This window comes from Hungatella sp. (genome assembly GCF_046966825.1).
The window spans coordinates 42,554-62,510 of the sequence record NZ_JBKVCZ010000007.1 but is presented as its reverse complement, the minus strand read 5'-3'; the positions used below and the strand labels follow the sequence as shown (position 1 = coordinate 62,510).

At 49.7% G+C, this 19,957-nt stretch carries 20 protein-coding genes; 17 read left to right on the top strand and 3 right to left on the bottom strand.

Annotated features, from left to right (window positions below):
* The first annotated feature begins 161 nt into the window (after positions 1-161).
* From proC to ACLTD4_RS03835, 16 genes are all read left to right on the top strand, one after another.
* Positions 162-959, top strand: coding sequence for a pyrroline-5-carboxylate reductase (gene proC / locus ACLTD4_RS03910; protein WP_117623139.1), 798 nt, complete (start codon positions 162-164; stop codon positions 957-959).
* Between the two features lie 64 nt (positions 960-1,023).
* Positions 1,024-1,572, top strand: coding sequence for an NUDIX hydrolase (locus tag ACLTD4_RS03905; RefSeq protein WP_002602129.1), 549 nt, complete (start codon positions 1,024-1,026; stop codon positions 1,570-1,572).
* A gap of 154 nt (positions 1,573-1,726) precedes the next feature.
* Positions 1,727-2,353, top strand: coding sequence for a stage II sporulation protein M (locus ACLTD4_RS03900; RefSeq protein ID WP_002602130.1), 627 nt, complete (start codon positions 1,727-1,729; stop codon positions 2,351-2,353).
* Positions 2,354-2,616: 263 nt separating this feature from the next.
* Complete coding sequence (xerD, locus tag ACLTD4_RS03895; protein ID WP_002602131.1) at positions 2,617-3,504, top strand: site-specific tyrosine recombinase XerD; 888 nt, start codon at positions 2,617-2,619, stop codon at positions 3,502-3,504.
* 224 nt (positions 3,505-3,728) lie between these two features.
* Complete coding sequence (locus ACLTD4_RS03890; RefSeq protein WP_055656795.1) at positions 3,729-4,955, top strand: helix-turn-helix transcriptional regulator; 1,227 nt, start codon at positions 3,729-3,731, stop codon at positions 4,953-4,955.
* A gap of 152 nt (positions 4,956-5,107) precedes the next feature.
* Complete coding sequence (locus ACLTD4_RS03885; protein ID WP_055656797.1) at positions 5,108-6,580, top strand: MFS transporter; 1,473 nt, start codon at positions 5,108-5,110, stop codon at positions 6,578-6,580.
* 18 nt (positions 6,581-6,598) lie between these two features.
* On the top strand, positions 6,599-7,477 hold the full coding sequence (locus tag ACLTD4_RS03880; protein ID WP_117623140.1) for a sugar phosphate isomerase/epimerase family protein: 879 nt from the start codon (positions 6,599-6,601) through the stop codon (positions 7,475-7,477).
* An 18-nt stretch (positions 7,478-7,495) separates the two neighbouring features.
* Positions 7,496-8,689, top strand: a complete 1,194-nt coding sequence (locus tag ACLTD4_RS03875; RefSeq protein WP_117623141.1) for a Gfo/Idh/MocA family protein — start codon at positions 7,496-7,498, stop codon at positions 8,687-8,689.
* 55 nt (positions 8,690-8,744) lie between these two features.
* Entirely contained in the window at positions 8,745-9,749 is a 1,005-nt protein-coding gene (locus ACLTD4_RS03870; protein ID WP_117623142.1) for a Gfo/Idh/MocA family protein, read from the top strand.
* 20 nt (positions 9,750-9,769) lie between these two features.
* Positions 9,770-10,636: a sugar phosphate isomerase/epimerase family protein gene (locus tag ACLTD4_RS03865; RefSeq protein WP_117623143.1), complete on the top strand. Its 867-nt coding sequence runs from the start codon at positions 9,770-9,772 to the stop codon at positions 10,634-10,636.
* Positions 10,637-10,803: 167 nt separating this feature from the next.
* Entirely contained in the window at positions 10,804-11,061 is a 258-nt protein-coding gene (locus ACLTD4_RS03860) for a TM2 domain-containing protein (protein ID WP_412331138.1), read from the top strand.
* Positions 11,062-11,385: 324 nt separating this feature from the next.
* Positions 11,386-11,910: an adenine phosphoribosyltransferase gene (locus ACLTD4_RS03855; RefSeq protein WP_055656806.1), complete on the top strand. Its 525-nt coding sequence runs from the start codon at positions 11,386-11,388 to the stop codon at positions 11,908-11,910.
* Positions 11,891-12,085, top strand: a complete 195-nt coding sequence (locus ACLTD4_RS03850; RefSeq protein ID WP_147335892.1) for a DUF6783 domain-containing protein — start codon at positions 11,891-11,893, stop codon at positions 12,083-12,085. Before ACLTD4_RS03855 ends, ACLTD4_RS03850 begins: the two co-directional genes overlap by 20 nt.
* Before the next feature lie 18 nt (positions 12,086-12,103).
* Entirely contained in the window at positions 12,104-13,717 is a 1,614-nt protein-coding gene (locus tag ACLTD4_RS03845) for an amidohydrolase (protein ID WP_117623145.1), read from the top strand.
* 258 nt (positions 13,718-13,975) lie between these two features.
* Positions 13,976-14,848 carry a helix-turn-helix transcriptional regulator gene (locus ACLTD4_RS03840; protein ID WP_002602153.1) on the top strand — a complete coding sequence of 291 codons (873 nt, stop codon included), beginning with the start codon at positions 13,976-13,978 and terminating at the stop codon, positions 14,846-14,848.
* A gap of 195 nt (positions 14,849-15,043) precedes the next feature.
* Positions 15,044-16,255 (top strand): NAD(P)-dependent oxidoreductase, encoded by a 1,212-nt coding sequence (locus ACLTD4_RS03835; protein ID WP_002602154.1) that lies wholly within the window; start codon positions 15,044-15,046, stop codon positions 16,253-16,255.
* A 257-nt stretch (positions 16,256-16,512) separates the two neighbouring features.
* On the opposite strand, the gene ACLTD4_RS03830 is transcribed toward ACLTD4_RS03835, so the two are convergent.
* Genes ACLTD4_RS03830 through ACLTD4_RS03820 form a run of 3 tightly spaced genes read right to left on the bottom strand, consistent with a single transcriptional unit; the run spans position 16,513 to position 18,769 of the window.
* The gene (locus ACLTD4_RS03830) at positions 16,513-17,730 is read right to left on the bottom strand and encodes a hypothetical protein (RefSeq protein ID WP_055656808.1); all 1,218 of its coding nucleotides are present in this window, start codon (positions 17,728-17,730) and stop codon (positions 16,513-16,515) included.
* Entirely contained in the window at positions 17,712-18,257 is a 546-nt protein-coding gene (locus ACLTD4_RS03825; RefSeq protein ID WP_055656809.1) for a nitroreductase family protein, read from the bottom strand. The genes ACLTD4_RS03830 and ACLTD4_RS03825 overlap by 19 nt, the downstream gene beginning before the upstream one ends.
* 5 nt (positions 18,258-18,262) lie before the next feature.
* Positions 18,263-18,769 (bottom strand): cupin domain-containing protein, encoded by a 507-nt coding sequence (locus tag ACLTD4_RS03820; RefSeq protein ID WP_055656811.1) that lies wholly within the window; start codon positions 18,767-18,769, stop codon positions 18,263-18,265.
* Between the two features lie 160 nt (positions 18,770-18,929).
* Between ACLTD4_RS03820 and add the strand changes: the two genes are divergently transcribed.
* Complete coding sequence (gene add / locus ACLTD4_RS03815; protein WP_117623146.1) at positions 18,930-19,907, top strand: adenosine deaminase; 978 nt, start codon at positions 18,930-18,932, stop codon at positions 19,905-19,907.
* Positions 19,908-19,957 lie beyond the last annotated feature (50 nt).

Sequence of the window (19,957 nt, the reverse complement as noted above, 5' to 3'; positions counted from 1 at the left end):
AATATATGAATAAATGGATGAGTATAAAATGAATGGATTTTTGATCGGAATTTTTTGAAAAAGGAATTTCCTGGTTCTGCGGCCATTGAATATTGAATGGAAGAGTGTTAGAATATGTATCATTGAGACAGGCTGAACATAAGGAACAGGAGGCATCGTATATGGCGAAGATTGGAATTATCGGCATCGGCAATATGGGCAGTGCGATTTTAAAGGGGCTGCTTCATGTATATGGTAAGGGAGACATCATTTTCACGGATGTGAATGAGGAGAAATGCGAAGAGATCACGGAGGAGACGGGAGTCGCTCATGTGGGAAGCAATGCGGAATGTGCCAACCAGGCGAAGTACATCATTCTGGCGGTAAAACCCCAGTATTTCGATCCGGTGCTTAAAAATATCCGCAACGTGGTGACGGAAGCCAATGTGATTATTTCCATTGCGCCGGGAATTACCATCGGCCAGCTGAAGGAAAAGCTGGGAATAGAAAAACGGGTAGTGCGGGCGATGCCGAATACACCGGCGCTCCTGGGCGAAGGGATGACGGGCGTCTGCTTCGATGAAAAGGCGTTTGATGACGAGGAAAAAGAGACCCTCCGGAATATCTTCACCTCATTTGGTGAGATGTGTATCGTGGAGGAACGGCTGATGAGTGCGGTTGTCTGTGCCAGCGGAAGCTCTCCGGCCTATGTATACATGTTTATCGAGGCTCTGGCTGACAGTGCGGTGAAGTACGGACTCCCACGGGACACCGCCTATAAGATGGCGGCCCAGACCGTTTTGGGAAGCGCGAAGATGGTGCTGGAAACCGGAGAACATCCGGGTGCGCTGAAAGACAAGGTCTGCTCGCCGGGCGGTACGACGATCGCGGCGGTAGCGGCGCTGGAGGAACATGGGTTCCGCAATGCGGTGATTAAGGCGGGAGACGCCTGTTATGAGAAATGTGAAAATATAAAATGACGCCACTTATCAAGATGGCGAAATATATAATTAAGAAATAAAGTGTAAAGATGGAGGATATCAGATGGAACAGCCGCCGGTAAAGCGTTTGAACAGGGAACTTAAGTATCAGGGAACAATTTTAAAGATCTACGAGGACACAGTGGAAGCCAATGGGCATGAGGCTCACTGGGATTTTATCCATCACAACGGCGCGGCTGCAGTGGTTCCTGTGACGAAGGAAGGAAAGCTTCTGATGGTCCGCCAGTACCGGAACGCACTGGACCGCTATACGCTGGAGATTCCGGCCGGCGCTCTGGATTTCCCGGAGGAGCCGAAGCTGGACTGTGCGCACAGGGAGCTGGAAGAGGAGACCGGATTTAAGACAGACAAAGAAAAGATGGAGTATTTAATCAGCGTGAACACGACCGTGGCCTTCTGTGACGAGGCCATCGACATCTTTGTGGCGAGGGAACTGGAGCCGTCCAGACAGCATCTCGATGACGACGAGTGCATCGATGTGGAAGAATGGACAGTTGCTGATTTGGAGAAGCTTATTTTTGAAGGAAAAATTACGGACGGAAAGACGATCGCTGCCATCATGGCATATGCCAGAAAATACCACGTGGAATAGCCGGCTGGATCAGCCGGTCGGCAGCAGGACAGAATAGCAGGACAGATCAGCAGGTCAGTGGCAGGACGAATCAGCCGCCCCCCCGCGAATCCGGTGCATAGAAATCCCCTTACAGGCATAGATTGTGACAAGACCTGTGAGGGGGTTTTTGTATATGGCCATACGACTTAGAAGCATGGGACCGAGACTTCGGATACGGGGCGGAACGTTTACGCCCATCCATTTTCGGAAAAGCCCGGCTGCCCTGCCTGCCGTGGGATACGGAAGCGGCGGAAACCGTTTTATCCTGTTCTTTTTTGCCGGACTCCTGGCAGGGACAGCCGCGGCTAATTTCCTGCATGCTTCTTTAAGCGATCAGGCGGGATACTATTTAAATCTGCTGAGCCACCAGTCGAATCTGGGAAGAACGGAGCAGCTGGCGCTGTTTGGAGATATCTGCCGTCAGAGAATGATTGAAGTGCTGATCGCCTGGCTGATCGGCCTGACCGCCTACGCGGTGCCGTGCTTCTGCGTCCTGAGCGCCGGCTTCGGCCTGTCGGTGGGGGTGGTTTTATCCGTCATGACGGGACAGAAGGGAATTCTGGGACTGCCGTTTTTTCTTGCGAGTGTGATGCCGCAGGCATTTCTGTACGTTCCCGTCTGGTGTCTGCTGCTCATGTGGGGAATCAGGAGAAACGGAAGACTGAGAATTCCGGCGCTGCTTCTGGTGCTGGCATTTGTGGCTGCCGGAAGCGCGTGCGAGGTGTGGCTGAATCCCTACTTTCTGAGTATGACTGGGTAAAAATGTCTGAAAGACCGCATGAAAAGGGCGTTTTCAGGCTAAAAGACGAAAAAAGTCAAAAAAATATTTAAAACTTTTTTTACAACATGTTGCGAGAGAAATCCCTGCGTTTCCAACATGTTGTACTTTTTATGTAAAGTAGTATGAAAATGCCCCCAAAGTGGGAAAAATGTGTTTGATTTTATCGAAATAACTCTATATAATGGATAGGAAGAGGCCGATTTTGGGGCTGTTTTGATACCGGCAGGTTAGGGGACGTAGAGATGGTTACGGAGATAAATGAGTTTGTAAAGTACTTAAGAGAGGTGAAGAAGACCTCTAAGAATACGGAGGTCTCTTATCAGAGAGACTTACTGCAGCTGGCTTCCTATCTGGAGGCGCAGGGAATTACGGATGTGGAAAAGGTTACAAAGACAAGCCTTAATTCCTATGTGCTGTATCTGGAGAAGGAGGGCAGGGCGACTACAACCATTTCCAGGACTCTGGCTTCCATGAAAGCGTTTTTTCACTATGAATTCGGAGAGGGACGGATTCGAAGAGATCCGGCGGAACTTATAAAGGCTCCGAAGATTGAGAAAAAAGCCCCGACCATACTGACAGTAGAGGAAGTGAACAGCTTACTGGAGCAGCCAAACGGCGATTCGCCGAAGGAGATCCGGGACAAGGCCATGCTGGAGCTTCTTTATGCTACGGGAATCCGTGTTTCGGAATTGATTAATTTAAAGGTGGAAGACATCAATCTGGCAGTTGGTTTTATCACGTGCCGGGATGAACATAAAGAGCGCATGATTCCTTTCGGGAAGGTTGCGAAGCAGGCCATGCTGAATTACATGGAAAACGGACGCGTCAGTTTGTTAAAGGGCCAGGAGAGCGAGTGGCTGTTCACCAACTGCAGCGGCCGCCCCATGAGCCGCCAGGGCTTTTGGAAGATTATTAAATTTTATGGAGAAAAGGCCGGTATTCAGGCGGATATAACGCCTCATACGCTGCGTCACTCCTTCGCCGCCCATCTTCTTAAGAATGGAGCCGATATTCACGCGGTTCAGGCCATGATGGGCCATTCCGATATGGCGACGACCCAGATGTACATGAATTACGCCCAGGGAGAGGCGGTTCGCAGTGCATACGCGGGGGCACATCCGAGGAATTAACAGAGAATTTTATGAAAGAGCCAGTTTTCAGTACCTGGCTCTTTTTTTGATGCCGTAAACAGCAAAATTTCAGGAGTAACGATCATTTGGGGTAAAAATTTTACGATATATGCTTGAAATTGTTCTACCGATTCCAAATCGTTTTAAGGTATATTAGCAATTAGATCACAGGCCGTGTGTCCTGATGCAGAATTCGTATATTTGTAAAACAGATGGAGGAAAAGATGCAGGTAGATTTATTGGAAGTCATTGAGGCGTTCGTAGGGGGCTTTGGAGTAAATATGACGGTCATAAAAACACCTGATGACGAAATCGGGGATTTTGACCTGGGTATCAGGAAGACGTTTATGGAGGAGGGCGGGATCGGACAGACGGTAAGGCATCTGTACAGTTTCTGCCGGGAAGGGATCCTGTATTTTTTAAATGACTGTTTTGAAATGGAATACTGCCTGTTCCGAATACCGAAGGAAGAAGGCCAGTATGGAGAAATGGTGTTAGTTGGGCCGTATCAGAAGGAATATGTGGATGAGTATCAGCTCAATATGCTTGTGCAGTCCCATAAAATCCCTATGGGGCTGATGAAGGAGCTGCAGGAATACTATAATGCAGTTCCGGTTATGCTGCTCTATGAGCCCTGGCTGGCAGTCCTTACAGCTATGGCAGGGAAACTCTATGGCGGGCGGGAAATGGAAATTGTCCGCAGAGAAAGCATTGATGAATACGGGGATATGAATTTTTTCAGCAATCCTCCGGCTGAGCCTCTGGCGGCAAAGCTGATTGAAGAAAGATATAAAGCAGAAGAGGAGCTGCTGGCTGCCATAGCTCAGGGGAATATGGAAAAAGCCTTAAAGGTCCATGGGAGATTCCGTAATTTCCACATTGCCAAACGGTATAAAGACCCTGCAAGGAACTTCAGAAATCTTATGATTACGGCCAATACGCTTTACCGGAAGGCGGCCCAGGCGGGATGCGTGCATCCGGTACATATCGATGAATTATCCTGCAAGTTTGCGAAGAAGATAGAAACGCTGATGACGAAGACGGAGGCAGACCGGTTCAATCTGGAGATGATTCGCAAGTACTGTATGCTGGTGAGGAATTACTCTCTTCAGGGATATTCGCCTCTGGTTCAAAAGGTAGTCAACCATATTGATTTAAACCTGATGTCCGACCTGTCATTGAGGAACCTGGCGGCAGAGTATTGTGTCAATCCCAGCTATCTGTCCTCACTGTTTAAGAAGGAGATGTCGGTAACCATTACGGCATACGTAAACCAGCAGAGGATGAAGCAGGCGATCCGTTATCTGAATACGTCCAATATGCAGATTCAGAATATTGCGGCAGACGTGGGAATCTCGGATGTGAATTATTTCAGCAAGCTGTTTAAAAAGGCTACAGGTAAAACTCCCAGCGAGTATCGGGAGCTGATTCTCGTCAGGACCCAATTGTAGGGAGCTCACAAAAAATATAATAATATTACAGATTTCTACAAAAACTCTCCTCATACATTTTTCTGAGCAGTGTTAAAATGTCGTTAGAAAAAGGAGGACGACTGTCCTAACGGGACCATGCTTTTATTAAAATATCAGGAGGGTTTATACATATGGGAACAACAACGAATACAAGCGGCATGCACCGCGCGAAGTTGTGGCAGATCGGGGGATTTGCATTTAATAATACGGCTACGAACCTGTACATGTTTATGATGAACTTTATCGCTTATTACTTAACCGGCTATGTGGGCGTAGGTGTAGTCGTTGCATCAACGTTGATCACCACGATGCGTATCTGGGACGGTGTCACAGACCCGTTCATCGGATATCTGGTAGATAAGACGAATACAAAATTCGGCAAAAACCGTCCGTTTATGGTCATCGGTAATGTGATTCTTGCCGTGGCAAGCTTTATCCTGCTTCATGTGACCCATCTCTTTCCGCAGGGGGCGCGTTTTATTTTCTTTGTGCTGATTTACATGATTTATATCATTGGCTATACGTTCCAATGCGTAGTTACGAAATCCGCCCAGTCCTGTCTGACCAATGACCCAAGGCAGAGACCTCTGTTCTCGATATTTGACGGCGTTTATAATACGCTCGTATTTGCGGTGCTTCCGATCTTTATTTCCGGTTATTTAGTACCGAAACACGGGGGATTCAACGCCGCATTCTTCCACGAAATCTGGTGCTATGTGGCAGCCGTATCCGCGATCCTGACCTGTATTGCCGTTTACTGCATTTCCAGCAAGGACCGCCTGGAGTTCTTTGGTACAGGCAAAGCGGTCAAGGTAGGGTTTAAGGATTACTGGGAAGTGCTTAAGAATAACAGGGCTATCCAGATGCTGGTAGTCGCGGCATCTACGGATAAGCTGGCATCCTCTGTCCGAAGCAACTCTACCATAGGCGTTATCCTGTATGCCATCGTCTGCGGCAACTATGCGCTGTCCGGCGCTGTAGCCGGTTATACGTCCATTCCGAACATGCTGATCCTGTTCTTCGGCGTAGGATGGATCGCAACCCGTTTAGGACAGAGAAAGGCCATGCTGTTCGGAACCTGGGGAGGTCTCATTTTTACAATCTTAAATATTGTACTGTTTGTGGTCGGAGATCCGGCTCAGATGTCATTTCCGGGTATTGCAGGCTTCACCGGCTGGAATTTCTTCACTCTGGCATTCCTGGTGTTGTATATTCTGGGACAGGGGTGTATGGGAGTATCCGGCAATATCGTTATTCCCATGACTGCTGACTGTGCCGACTATGAAGTTTACCGTTCCGGGAAATACGTTCCTGGCCTGATGGGAACCCTGTTCAGCTTTGTAGATAAGCTGATTTCCTCTCTGGCGGCGAGTATCGTAGGCGTTATGTGCGCCATGATCGGTTTTAAAGAGACTCTGCCTACTGTAGATACTCCCTATAGCCCTCAACTGAAATTCATCGGCCTGGTCTGTTTCTTCGGATTGATTTTATTCGGCCTGTTCTGTAACCTGGTTGCCATGAAGTTCTACCCTCTGACAAAGGAAAAGATGGAAGAAATTCAGGAAAGGATTGCAGAAATCAAAGCGCAGGCGCAGCATGCTTAAAACAGGAGGTTGCTTCATATGGAGAAAATTATGATTTCCGGATTTTCCGATGAGATCAGTTCTGATTTCGATGAACAGCTGAGGGTGGTTACAGGACTTGGTATGGAGTACATTTCCCTTCGTACTGCCGATGGAAAGAGTATAGCTGACTATTCGGCAAAAGAGGTGAAGGAGAAGCTGCTGCCGAAGCTTAAGGACGCGGGAGTCCGGGTATCTTCCTTAGGCTCCCCCATAGGTAAAGTTGAAATCGGTGATGAGGAAGGGATCGCAAAACAGCTGGTTCAGCTGGAGGAGCTATGCAGGATCGCAAAGGTACTGGACTGTCGTTACATTCGCATTTTCAGTTTCTATATTCCGGAGGGACGGAATCCGGAGGACTACCGGGAAGCAGTGATCGAAAAGCTGATAAAGTTTGACGCTGTAGCCAGAACGTACGGCGTTGTACTGATCCATGAAAATGAAAAGGGGATCTATGGAGATGGGAAGGAGCGCTGCAGGGTGATCCTGGATGCGTTGGGAAGCGATCATTTTAAGGCAGTCTTTGATTTTGCCAACTTTGTGCAGTGTGAAGAGGACCCTGTGGAGTGCTGGAAGCTTCTCCATGACCAGGTTGTTTATATCCATATTAAGGATGCCGTGGCATCGGATAAAGAAAATGTGCTCTGCGGGACCGGCGAAGGAAAAATTAAAGAGATTCTGGAGAGAGCTGTCAGAGAAGAAGGATATGAGGGCTTTCTGACACTGGAACCCCATCTGGTAGTATTTGATGCGCTAAAATCCCTGGAGCTCGCGGATGCGGACAGCATCATCCGGGAAAACAAGGCCACGGACGGTGCGGAAGGCTACGCGTTGCAGTATTACGCTCTGAAAGAGATATTAAACGCTATAGAGCGTTAGGTGGAAAGGAGAGTTTTTATGGATAAAGTAAGATTTGGATTAGTTGGAATCGGGGCACAGGGAGGCGCATACGCTGGATTTTTAACGGGCAGGGGCGGCTTCCCGGGGATGCCCGCACCGGAGTGTCCGCCTCACTGTGCCCTCGGTGCATTGTGCGATACGGACCCTGCGAAGGAGGCCATGTGTAAAGAAAAGTATCCCGAGACGCCGTTTTTTAAAGACTGGAAGGATCTGGTGGATTCCGGTACGGTTGACGCGGTAGTTACGACGGTTCCCCACTATCTCCACACAGAGATTGCGATTTACTGTCTGGAAAGGGGGATGAATGTCCTGGTTGAGAAGCCGGCGGGCGTATACGCAAAGTCTGTGCGTGAGATGAACGAATGCGCGGCGGCGCATCCGGAGACGGCTTTCGGTATTATGTTTAATCAGCGCACGAACAGGCTGTATCAGCAGGTTAAGGATATCATCGAGTCCGGAGAGCTGGGACAGATCCGCCGTTCTAACTGGATTATCAATTCCTGGTGGCGTCCGGACAGCTATTACCGTCAGAGCGGCTGGCGCGCGACCTGGGGAGGAGAGGGCGGAGGCGTCCTGGTCAATCAGGCTCCTCATCAGCTGGATCTGTGGCAGTGGATATGCGGAATCCCCAATAAGGTTTACGCAAAATGCATCTATGGCGATCACAGGGATATTATTGTGGAGAACGACGTTACCATTGTTACGGAATATCCTGGCGGAGCGACCGGGAGCTTTGTAACCTGTACCCATGATCCCATCGGTACAGACCGTCTGGAGATCGACCTGGACGGCGGAAAGATTGTCGTGGAAGACAGCAGAACAGCGACAGTTTACCGGCTGAAGAAAAAGGAAGACGAGTTAAACCGCACGATGTCCATGATGGAGCTGGTGAAATTGACACAGGGAAACGCTGCCGGAGCTGATGGCCTGTACACGGTGGAAACCTTTGAGAATACAGATGGATGGGGCGTGCAGCATATGACCGTAATGGAGGATTTCGCATGCCATATACTGGAGGGAACCCCTCTTTTGGCACCGGGGGCCGACGGCATCAACGGTGTAAACCTGGCGAATGCGACCCTGCTTTCCAGCTGGCTGGGAAAGGGAGTGGATCTGCCGGTGGACGAGGATCTGTATCTGGAAGAACTAAACAGGAAGATTGCCGCCGAAGGCAAATTCCCAACCCGTTAGCGTAAATGCACCGGTGCAGAACCGGCGCATATCCGCAGAACCTGGAGGATGAAAGATGAAGAAGGCCGCAGTTATTGGATTGGGAGATATATCCAAAATACATATACCGATCATAGAGTCAAGTCCGGATATGGTTCTGTGCGCGGTTTGCGACAGCAATCCGGAGACGAAGGAAGCAGCGCCGTCCGGCACAGTCTTTTATACGGATTACCATGAGATGGTGGAGAAAGAAAGACCGGACTGTGTTCATGTGTGTCTGCCCCATTACCTGCATTATCCGGTGACGAAAGAACTGGTGGAGATGGGCTGCAACGTCTTCTGTGAAAAGCCGGTGGCCCTAAATACGGAGGAAGCCGAACGGTTTGTCCGGCTGGAAGAAGCGCATCCGGAGGTCCGTATCACCATCTGCCTGCAGAACCGTCTCAACGAGAGCGTGGAGCTGTTAAAGAAGCTCATAGAAGGTGGTGAATATGGGCAGGTGGTGGGGACGAGAGGCATCGTCCCCTGGTACCGTCCGGCCGAGTATTACCGCGTAAAGCCCTGGAGAGGAAGCTGGATTACGGCAGGGGGCGGTTGTATGATTAATCAGTCGGTGCATACTCTGGACCTTCTGTACTATTTAGGCGGAAACATGAAAGGGCTGAAAGCCTCTGTAAGCCAGATCCTGGATTACGGCATCGAGGTAGAGGATACGGTGACCGCAAGGCTGGACTATGCAAATGGTGCGAAAGGTCTGTTCTTTGCCACGAATGCCAACTATAAGAACGAGGCGGTGCAGATTGCGGTCCAGCTGGAACGCGCTGAGTTCCGTATAGAGGAAAATATCCTGTATCAAATCCTGCCGGGTGGAGAAAAAAAGTATTTGACTGAGGACAGGAAATTTCCAGGGACCCGTTTCTATTACGGCGCCAGTCATGAAAAACTGATTCGCAGGTTTTATCAGGTACTGGAAGAGGAAAAAGGGGACTATATCCGAGTAAAGGACGCAGAAATGAGCATTCGCCTGATAGACGCCATTTTAGAGTCTGGCAGGAGCGGCGCTTACGTAACCATATCGTGATTTCAGAGAGGAGATATCGTATGAATAAGGGACTGATCGGAATTCAGATGAGTACCATCAAAGATAAAATTGCAGAGCTTGGGGCCTATAGGACATTAAAGGCCTGCGCAGAGCTGGGATATCACTGCGTGGAGGTGTCTCAGATCCCTATGACAGAGGAGAATGTTGCAGGCATGAAGAAGGCCTGTGAGGAATTCGGAATTAAAATCGCAGCTTTAAGCGCAGCTATGGAGCCGATGATGCCGGGGATGCCAGGGGAATACCTGACTACGGATTTCGATAAGATTGTTGCTGACTGCAGGACGTTAAACTGTGATATGCTGCGTATCGGCATGCTTCCAATGACCTGCATGGGGAGCCGTGAGAAGGCTCTGGATTTTGTGAAACGTGCAGATGAGATCGCCGGCAGATTAAAAGAGCAGGGAATTGATTTGTATTATCACAACCACCATGTAGAGTTCGTAAAGTATGACGGTGAATATCTGCTGGACATTATCAGGAACCATACAAGATATATGGGATTTGAGCTGGATATCCACTGGATCCACCGCGGTGGAGAGAATCCGGTGGAATTCATAAAGAAGTATGATGGAAGAATCCGGCTGCTCCATTTAAAGGATTACCGCATCGGACAGATTCAGATGCCGGAGGGACCGTTTGATCCGAAGGCCTTTATGGCTGCATTTTCTGACATCGTGGAATTTGCGGAGATAGGAGAGGGGAATCTTCCGGTTAAGGAATGCATAGAAGCCGGTTTTGCTGAAGGCAGCGAATATTTTCTCATTGAACAGGATACCACGTACGGGAGAGACCCGTTTGAAAGCCTGAGGATCAGCAAAGAGAACCTTGAGAAGATGGGATATGCGGACTGGTTTTGCATGGATTAGGGTGATGGATACCTGCCGGGAGTGCGGCTCCCGGCAGCAGGAGGCAAAACGATGGGGAAAAGAAGGATGCAGGACCATCCGGATTACATTGATCCCAACCAGATGATCGCTCTGGAAGAGGAGATGGCTGCGCTGAAAAAAGAGTACGGAATCGTGGATAAACCGAAGTGGTGGATGCGTCTTGGCGATTTCATCGCAAACCATGCCGGAACCAGACAGCCGGTGCCGGTATTCCGAAAAAATATATCCTGTTGGCCCTGTGCCTGGGCTGGGTCGGCGGCCATCGATTTTATACGAAGCAGTATGCCCTGGGCTTTATTTATCTGCTGTTTTGCTGGACAGGAATTCCGTTTGCAATGACATTGATTGATTTGATGATTGCACTGCCCAGGCAGGCTGACGAGCAGGGCAGGCTGTTTCTGTAATGGCGCTGCGGCTTCTGCGTCCCGGCTGGCTGGAAGCTTTGGTACATTTTTTCGGCCGTATAGTGATAAGAAATGTAAAAAGAAAAGCAAAAAAATAGACTGATTTCTTTGTGGGCCTGTGCTATAATGAAAGAGCCGCGAAGAGCAAGGAAGATTCGGAACGCTGCCGGAAACCGCTCATGGTTTCCGGTTATTTTTTATTCCGGTTATTTTTTATTCCGGTTATTTTTTATTTCGGTTATTTTTATTTCATAGGAACGCTTGTCCTATGAAATGATGCATGAAAAAAGTAAAACTACAAAATATAAAGAAGAGGTAAAAAGCATGAAAAAATTAGAAGATTACGTAACAAGTATCCCGGATTTCCCGGAGCCGGGCATTATTTTCCGTGATGTCACCACCATTCTGCAGGACGCGGACGGGCTGGCACTGGCGGTTGACGGCGTGCGCGGGATGTTAAAGGATGTGGATTACGATGTCGTAGTCGGCCCGGAATCGAGAGGGTTTATCTTTGGCGTTCCGGTTGCCTACGCGGAGCACAAAGGCTTCGTTCCGGTGAGAAAGCAGGGAAAGCTTCCGAGAGAGGTTATCTCCGCCGATTACGAGCTGGAATACGGCAAAGCTACCATCGAGATGCACAGAGATTCCATAAAGCCAGGCCAGAAGGTCGTGATCATCGATGATTTAATCGCCACGGGCGGCACGATCGAGGCCATTATCGGACTGATAAAGGAGATGGGCGGAGAGGTGGTAAAGATCTGCTTTATCATGGAGTTAAAGGGCTTAAATGGAAGAGAAAAATTAAAGGGATATGACGTGGAATCCCTGATTGCCTACGAGGGGAACTAGAGCGTGTCTGAAAATTCATTTCCGCCAGATGCACGCCCCACTTCGCGGCATATTGAGCCCCAATTCAGTCAGCGTAGCCCACTACGCCTCCTTCATCGGGGCCCAATCTCCCACAAAGTGTGACGCACAGCTGACGAAAAGCAATTTTCAGACACGCTCTAATCGGAGAACATGAATCACAGAGGTGTAGAGAATGGATAAAATCTTGTACCATGGAACCTTTTTGACAATGGATGAGTCCCGGACTGAACCGGAGGCGGTTCTGATCCGGGACGGAATGATCGGCGGAACCGGCACGCTGGAGGAGATGAAGGCGCTGGCTCCGGACGGCGCGCTTTGGGACATGGAAGGCCATACGGTGCTTCCCGGCTTTATCGACGGCCACTCCCACTTAAGCGCGGTGGCGTACCAGCTGTTAATCGCCAACCTAAAACCGTCGCCGCTGGGAACCTGCGACAGCGTGGAGGACGTAGTGCAGGTGCTGAAGACCTTTTTGGAGACGCATTCACTAAAACCGGGCCAGTGGCTGCTGGGCATGGGATACGACAACAGCGTCTTCCCGGAGGGAGTTCATCCCACGAAGGAAGACTTAGACCGCGTGAGTACGGAGATTCCCGTCGCGGCGACTCACGTCTCCGGCCATCTGTGTGTGGTGAACACGAAAGGGCTGGAGCTTTTGGGGTACACGGGAGATCATTTCACAGTTCCCGAGGGCGGAGTCGTGGAACCCACAGGGCTTTTGAAGGAACAGGCATTTCTCGGGAAAAACGGAGTGATGCAGGGGCCGACTCCCGAAGATGTGGTGAAGGCGGTGGGAGATGCCTCAGAGCTGTACGCATCCTATGGCCTGACTACAGTTCACGACGGCAAGGTTACGGAAGGGCAGTATCAGCTCTTAAAAGGAGCCGCGTCCATGGGACTTTTAAAGAACGATGTGGTCATGTATCTGATACCGGAGCTGGCCGGTCAGTTTCTGACGGAGCAGGGACCGGAAGCGCTTGCGGCGAAAGGCTATGAAAACCATCTGCGCCCCGCGGGAGTGAAGCTGTTTCTGGATGGCTCGCCTCAGGGGAAGACGGCCTGGCTGTCAGAGCCGTACTACGTGGTTCCGGACGGCGAGAAGCCGGATTACCGGGGATTTCCGGTGCAGACGGAAGCCTATGTGATGGATATCATGCGCACCTGCGTGAAAAACCGCTGGCAGATCAATGTACACGCCAACGGGGATGAAGCAATCGAGCAGATGATCCGCTGCTATCAGTCGGTACTTGAGGAGACGGGGAGTGAGAAGAATCTGCGCCCAGTGATCATTCACTGCCAGACCGTGCGGGAAGATCAGCTGGATCGGATGAAGGAGATCGGCATGATCGCCAGCTTTTTCCTCGACCATGTGTATTACTGGGGCGACTACCACTATGAGTCCGTGCTGGGCCCGAAGAGGGCGGCCCGCATCAGTCCGGCCCGTTCGGCCCTGGAGCGCGGAGTCTCCTTTACGCTTCATCAGGACAGCCCGGTGGCTCCGCCCGACGTGATGGGGGCAGTACACAACGCCGTGAACCGGAAGACGGCAAAGGGCCGTGTGCTGGGAGCAGAGCAGACGATCACCGTAATGGAAGCGCTTAAGGCCGTGACGGTGAACGGAGCGTACCAGATTTTTGAAGAGGACAGGAAGGGAAGCATAGCGGCGGGGAAGGCTGCGGACCTGGTTATACTGGAAAAAAATCCCCTTACAGTTCCTAAAGATGAACTTAGAGAAATAAGAGTACTTGAAACGATAAAATCCGGAGATACAATTTTCCGACTATAAGGTGACGGCAATCCTTATGGAGGCCGGCTGCAGTATCAGACTGCCAAAAGGCAGAACGCGCGGCCGGTCTTTTTGATTACATAGCGATAAATAAAATTATTATATTATGATGACAGAACTCATCAAAAACTACGTAAAATAAGGGATGCAACCGCAAGTAGCATGAAAAAAATGGAATGCTACGTCAGGTTGGTGGAAGTGGCGGCCATGCAACTGTAGAATAAAACTATAAAATATATCCTACAGGAGGGAAAATATATGAGTTTTTCTGATAATTTACAAGTGTTGAGAAAAAGGAACAATCTGACCCAGGAACAGCTGGCGGAGCAGCTGGAGGTATCGCGGCAGGCGGTTTCCAAATGGGAATCAGGTCAGTCTTATCCGGAGATGGAGAAACTGTTAATCATCTGTGATATGTTTCACTGTGACATGGATTCCCTGGTCAAGGGAGATATGACACTGGAGGACCAGGCGGATGCTGCGGGATACGACCGTTTCATGAACAGCTTCTCCCATCGCATAACAGGCTGCGTTACATTAATTCTGGCCGCGGTCACGCTGATGGCTTTCCTGGATGGAATCGTTCATGAGGATATTCTGGCGATCTTTTTGATTGCGGTCGTGGGTGTGTCGGTGGCCGTTATGATTGTGACCGGCATCAACATGGAAGCATTTGAAAAGAAATATCCTCATATCCAGGATTTTTATTCGGAAGAAGAACGTTCCGTTTTTACCAGAAGATTCGGCATCGCCATCGCTTTTGCAGTATGTTTGATCCTGTTTGGAATCTGTGTGAATATCGCGCTGGATTCCATAAACATCCCTTTAAAAGAACAGTTTTCCGGCGGCTTTTTCCTGCTCTGTGTCACCATTGCAGTTGGTATGTTTGTGTACTTTGGAATTCAGAAGGAAAAGTACGAGGTCGAGGAATACAATAAGCGCCACGATGGGAGCAGAGAGAAAGGGGAGGCGATCGTGGGAAAGGCGTGCGGCGTCATCATGCTTCTGGCTACGGCTCTCTTCCTCTATCTGGGGCTGGCATGGGATATGTTTCGGATTGCCTGGATCGTTTACCCCATCAGCGGAATTCTCTGTGCCGTTGTAGCGGTGATCTGGGGGGATAAGAAGTGAGGGGATTAAACAGCCCCAAACCCTGTTTTAATCGTTTAAAAATAAACGAAAAAGATAATAAAATATCAAAATTTATTTTTTTCAATACATGAAGTCCGGATATTGATTACTGGTTTCCTTTGTGCTATGATGTGAACAAAAATAATTGTATACAAAATACAACAGTGTTCCAAACAGCGAAAGGAAGGGATTGTCATGGCTGTTCATGTGATTGATGAAGCAAACAGATGTTTAAACTGCAAGAAGCCGATGTGTCAGCAGGGGTGCCCGATACACACACCGATTCCAAAGATGATCGAGGCGTTTAAGGAAGGCGATTTAAATCGGGCGGGAGATATGATATTCGCCAATAATCCCATGTCCTTAGTCTGTTCTCTGGTATGTAATCATGAAAATCAGTGTGAGGGCCACTGCATACTCGGCAGAAAAGGACAGCCGGTCCATATCAGCAGCATTGAAAATTACATTTCCGATACTATTTTTGATAAGATGAAGATTGAGTGTCAGCCGAAAAATGGAAAGAAGGTTGCGGTTATCGGCGCAGGCCCGGCCGGAATTACCATCGCTATCCTGCTGACAAAGAAGGGCTACAGTGTCACCATCTTCGATTCGAAGGATAAGATCGGAGGCGTCCTTCAGTATGGAATCCCCGCGTTCCGTCTGCCGAAGACGATCCTGGACCGCTATAAGAAGAAGCTGTTGGAGATTGGCGTGAAGATCAGGCCCAACACGGCCATCGGCACGGCGCTGGAGATTAAAGATCTGTTCCGGGACGGATACGAGAGCATCTTTATCGGAACCGGAGTCTGGAGGCCGAAGACCCTGGGCGTCAAGGGGGAATCCCTTGGAAATGTACACTATGCCATCGACTATCTGGCGAATCCGGACGCCTACGATCTGGGAGAACGGGTGGCGATTATCGGCATGGGGAATTCGGCCATGGATGTGGCCCGTACCGTGATCCGCCACGGCGCCCGCGAGGTGACCTTATATGCGAGAGGCCTTGCCAGCAATGCCAGTGAACATGAGACTGCCTACGCCAGACTGGATGGCGCGGCCTTCGAGTTTGGGAAACAGATTGCAGAGATCACAGACGACGGACCGGTGTTTGAAAATATACTTTACGACGAGGAAGGCAATCAGACCGGTGTCGATGAGAAGATGGAACAGATATACGCCGATTCCACGATCATTTCCATCAGCCAGGGTCCGAAAAGCAAGCTCGTCAATACGACGGAAGGGCTGAAGGCTTCACCCAACGGCCTGTTGATGACCGATGAGAACGGCCAGACAACGATCCCGGGGATCTTCGCCTCCGGCGACGTGGTGCTGGGCGCGAGAACTGTGGTGGAAGCGGCAGCCTATTCCAAAGTGGTGGCGGAAGCCATGGATGAATATATGAGATGAATATATGAAATGGATATAAGAGATGAATATGTAAGATGAATGCGTGAGATGAATACATGAAATGTATATGTGAAATGGATATAGAAATGCACATATGAAATCGAACCGTCAGGCGTCATAAAAAAACAAGTGAAAATGGCTGCGTCAGAAAGCACAGAATATCTCATCGTACTTTCCGGCGCAGCCATTTTTATATCCACGAGCAGTGAGAGGGATAAATATACTCACATATCGCTCCGTCTCTCCCCCGCGTGGGATTACTCCACGGTAATGCCCTGCGTTGACGGCGATCCGTTCCACTGGTTTCCGTCAGACCGGTAATACTGCCTCGTAACAGAACCGTCGGTTTTTGTGTAGTCTATGACAAAGACCTGTCCGGTTTCGATCCGCATGGGGTAATTGCCATAGGGGAGCTGCTCTCCGGTTAAAGCACAGCCCTTAAAATCATCGTATGCATTGTCCAGGCGCCAGAATTCACGGGATAAATAATCCTTAAAGCCTGTTAAATCCTGTTTCCCGAAGTAGGAAGCCTCGTACTCTTTTCCGTTGACGGTGAGTTTGTCGGTTCGGACGGGAATGTCGTCTTTCACAGCAAGAACCAGGTTCTCCGAATGAATGACATCACCGTAATGCTCCTTCAGCTGGTTTGCCATGCATGGAATGGTGCCGGTGTTGTCCAGGGACTCGGGATTCGTGTGGGCGCCTCCGTAGATGCCCATAATATCTATGTTATTTAACTTATCGTATTCCTGGATAAAGTTTTCTACCATCATGTTTTCACGGTAGACATCGTCAGAATGGTCGTAATAGTATTTTCCCTGTTCGATAACCTTCTGTGTAAACTGGTACTGCTCGGAGTTTTCCTGCCCGTTTTCTTTCAAATACGCCAGATATCGCTCTCCAGTCGAGAAGTACTGGTGACCCACGTCGGTTCCGTGGAAAATGGTCTCGGGGCACTTTTCCTTAATTGCCTTATAAAATGGCCTGATGTAGGGATTGTGGGCAGCGGAGCCGTCCCAGTCATCGTAGATGGCATCGAGGATCTCGTTGCTGTCCGACTTCATCCACAGGTTTAAATATTCTGCGGTATAGTATGGAAGCTCCACAAATAAATGTCTCATATTTTGGTTGTGGTAATAATCGTTCCATATTTCAACCTCTTTATTCAGGATTTTTTCCACGCCATGTTCCTCACCGAACAGGTAGATCTGGCCGGCAGACGGAGCTGTGGAATCGACAGCGGACCCGGAAGAGGAGTTCTCGGCCGATAATGCTTCAGTTTGCGGTTCCGTTGTATCGGAAGCGGCGGTCTGCTGTCCGGCTGTATCGGAGGCCGGGGACTGCTGCGTGGATGTCTGGGAGGAGGAATCCGCCGCCCCTGCCTGACTTCTTGAGCAGGCGGTCAGGCCCAGGGCCAGAGTCAGGGCAAGGAAGGTGAGAACGCCTGTCTTTTTTATTATTCTGTTGAAGTGCATGATTTGGCGCCTCCGTATCCATTGAACCATACCCGATCCTCAAACGGTTTCTTTTTGGCGTCCAGGCCGGGCTTTGCGGGATAGCCTACCGGCATGTAGATGTAGACGGTCTGATCCTCCGGCACGCCCAGTAATCTGCCCATCTTTTCTGCCCTTTCTCCGCGGATCTGTCCTTCGATCCACACCGTTCCAAGGCCCTTGTCGGCGGCAGCCAGATAGATGTTTTCAGCGGCTGCACAGTAATCGTGGACGTGGTAGGAAACTCCGCTGGGTGACATGGTGTAGCTGCCAATCAGAAGGATGGCGGCGGTGGCTCCCTTTGCCCATTCGTGGCTGTAGATATCGGCAAGTCCGGCCAGAAGCTCCGGATCATCCACGCCTATCAGCCTGGTGGTCTGCAGGTTGCAGCCGGAGGGGGCTAAGTAACCTGCCTCCAGAAGTTCGGTTAAATCTTCCCGTGAAACGGGGGTGTCTGTAAAGGGGCCGCGAAAGCTTTTTCGATTGCGGATTGCGTTCATAGTATCCATGGTTGTTAATCTCCTTTCTTGGTGGTGCGTGTTTGATCCGGGTTGGAACACCAGTCGTTTCCTAAGGCGTCCGCGCGGTAGGTTCTTCTTTCTCCATTCGATTTATGCAGATACATCTGCTCGTCCGGATAGTAACAGGTATCTTCCGGATCTACGGTTCCGAGGTCAAGTATACATAAATTCTCTCTGCCGGAATTGTAGAAGGTGTGGGCGATGTTTTTGCCTGCAGGTTTTGCGAAAAAGTCTTCTGGTCCGACCGGATACATCTCATCGTTGAGGCGAAGAGTCCCAGTGCCGGACAGGATATAGAAGAATTCTTCCTGACAGGAATGACTGTGGTACGTTGCGCTGAAAGCGCCTGGAGGAATGATATCCAGATTGACGTAAAGACGTTCACTTCCAACGGATTTTCCCAGTTCTTTTGTGATGAGCCCGGCCGCATCTTTCCAGATGTAAGACTGATCTAAGGATCGGGAATTTCCAGTTCTGCTGTTTTCTGCTTTGTTTTTCATGAAGCTCCTTTTTTATGTATGATTGATCTGCCGCGGAGGTCCGTATCCTGATATTAATCATAATGCTTTTTGGAGAAAAATACAACCGGAAACGCTCTTTCGCGAATTTAATGGTTATGGTATACTGAGACTATCATTTTACAGAAACGAGGGATTGATTATGAGACGACCGGAAACGGATTTACACCTGCATCTCGATGGTTCACTGTCTATAGAAGTGGTAAAGACACTGGCGGATAGAATTGGATACGATTTTGGCGGGAAGGATGTAAAGGGACTGCTGTCGGTAGGCGAGAACTGTGAAAGTCTGCCGGATTATTTAAAATGTTTTGATCTGCCGGGAATGCTGCTTCAGACGGAAGACGCTCTGGAATTGGCCTCCTGCGATCTGGTGAAACGGCTGGCAGGACAGGGGCTGGTCTACGCGGAGCTTCGATTTGCACCGCAGCTTCATAAGCAGAAGGGGCTTACGCAGGAACAGGCGGTGGAAGCCGTCGTGAAAGGCGTGAAGAAAGGCTGTCTGGAGACCGGAATTTACGCGGGAGTATTGCTGTGCGCCATGGTAAACGGCAGCGACGCGGAGAATGAGGAGACGATGGAGCTGGCGAAGGCGTATCTGGGAAGAGGCGTCGTTGGCGCGGATATCGCCGGACCGGAGGGCTTCGTTGCGATGGAGCATTTTGAAGGAATGTTTAAACGGGTGTATCAGGCCGGGGTACCGTTTACGATTCATGCCGGTGAATGCGGAGATTATGAGAATGTGGCGAGAGCTGTGGCGTTTGGCGCGAAGAGAATCGGGCACGGCTGCGCGGCCATTCAGTCGGAAGATTGCATGAGGCTGTTGGAACAGGAGAAGATCACCCTGGAGATGTGCGTGGTGAGCAATCTGCAGACAAAGGCTGTGGCCGGAATCAAGGAGCATCCTCTGAAGAAGTTTTTCGACAGGGGCATAAGAGTCACGTATAATACCGATAATATGACGGTATCCGACACTTCCCTGGAGCGGGAGGCGGAATTGCTTATAAGTGAATTGGGATTCCGGGAAGAGGAACTTAAGAAGATGAATGAGTATGCGGTTGATGGGGCGTTTGTGGGGGAAGAGGTGAAATGCAGAATTCGTGAGCTCATGAGAAAATAGGAAAAAGTACATAAATAATGGTAACAGCAGCGCCGGGAACCTGGTTTTAT

Excerpts from the sequence above, each read along its gene's own strand:
- ACLTD4_RS03855 (WP_055656806.1), top strand. The coding sequence starts at position 11,386 with ATGAAAAAATTAGAAGATTACGTAACAAGTATCCCGGATTTCCCGGAG.
- ACLTD4_RS03905 (WP_002602129.1), top strand. The coding sequence starts at position 1,024 with ATGGAACAGCCGCCGGTAAAGCGTTTGAACAGGGAACTTAAGTATCAG.
- ACLTD4_RS03835 (WP_002602154.1), top strand. The coding sequence starts at position 15,044 with ATGGCTGTTCATGTGATTGATGAAGCAAACAGATGTTTAAACTGCAAG.
- ACLTD4_RS03880 (WP_117623140.1), top strand. The coding sequence starts at position 6,599 with ATGGAGAAAATTATGATTTCCGGATTTTCCGATGAGATCAGTTCTGAT.
- ACLTD4_RS03845 (WP_117623145.1), top strand. The coding sequence starts at position 12,104 with ATGGATAAAATCTTGTACCATGGAACCTTTTTGACAATGGATGAGTCC.
- ACLTD4_RS03870 (WP_117623142.1), top strand. The coding sequence starts at position 8,745 with ATGAAGAAGGCCGCAGTTATTGGATTGGGAGATATATCCAAAATACAT.
- ACLTD4_RS03820 (WP_055656811.1), bottom strand. The coding sequence starts at position 18,769 with ATGAAAAACAAAGCAGAAAACAGCAGAACTGGAAATTCCCGATCCTTA.
- ACLTD4_RS03900 (WP_002602130.1), top strand. The coding sequence starts at position 1,727 with ATGGCCATACGACTTAGAAGCATGGGACCGAGACTTCGGATACGGGGC.
- ACLTD4_RS03875 (WP_117623141.1), top strand. The coding sequence starts at position 7,496 with ATGGATAAAGTAAGATTTGGATTAGTTGGAATCGGGGCACAGGGAGGC.
- ACLTD4_RS03840 (WP_002602153.1), top strand. The coding sequence starts at position 13,976 with ATGAGTTTTTCTGATAATTTACAAGTGTTGAGAAAAAGGAACAATCTG.
- ACLTD4_RS03830 (WP_055656808.1), bottom strand. The coding sequence starts at position 17,730 with ATGCACTTCAACAGAATAATAAAAAAGACAGGCGTTCTCACCTTCCTT.
- add (WP_117623146.1), top strand. The coding sequence starts at position 18,930 with ATGAGACGACCGGAAACGGATTTACACCTGCATCTCGATGGTTCACTG.
- xerD (WP_002602131.1), top strand. The coding sequence starts at position 2,617 with ATGGTTACGGAGATAAATGAGTTTGTAAAGTACTTAAGAGAGGTGAAG.
- ACLTD4_RS03885 (WP_055656797.1), top strand. The coding sequence starts at position 5,108 with ATGGGAACAACAACGAATACAAGCGGCATGCACCGCGCGAAGTTGTGG.
- ACLTD4_RS03865 (WP_117623143.1), top strand. The coding sequence starts at position 9,770 with ATGAATAAGGGACTGATCGGAATTCAGATGAGTACCATCAAAGATAAA.
- ACLTD4_RS03890 (WP_055656795.1), top strand. The coding sequence starts at position 3,729 with ATGCAGGTAGATTTATTGGAAGTCATTGAGGCGTTCGTAGGGGGCTTT.
- ACLTD4_RS03825 (WP_055656809.1), bottom strand. The coding sequence starts at position 18,257 with ATGGATACTATGAACGCAATCCGCAATCGAAAAAGCTTTCGCGGCCCC.
- proC (WP_117623139.1), top strand. The coding sequence starts at position 162 with ATGGCGAAGATTGGAATTATCGGCATCGGCAATATGGGCAGTGCGATT.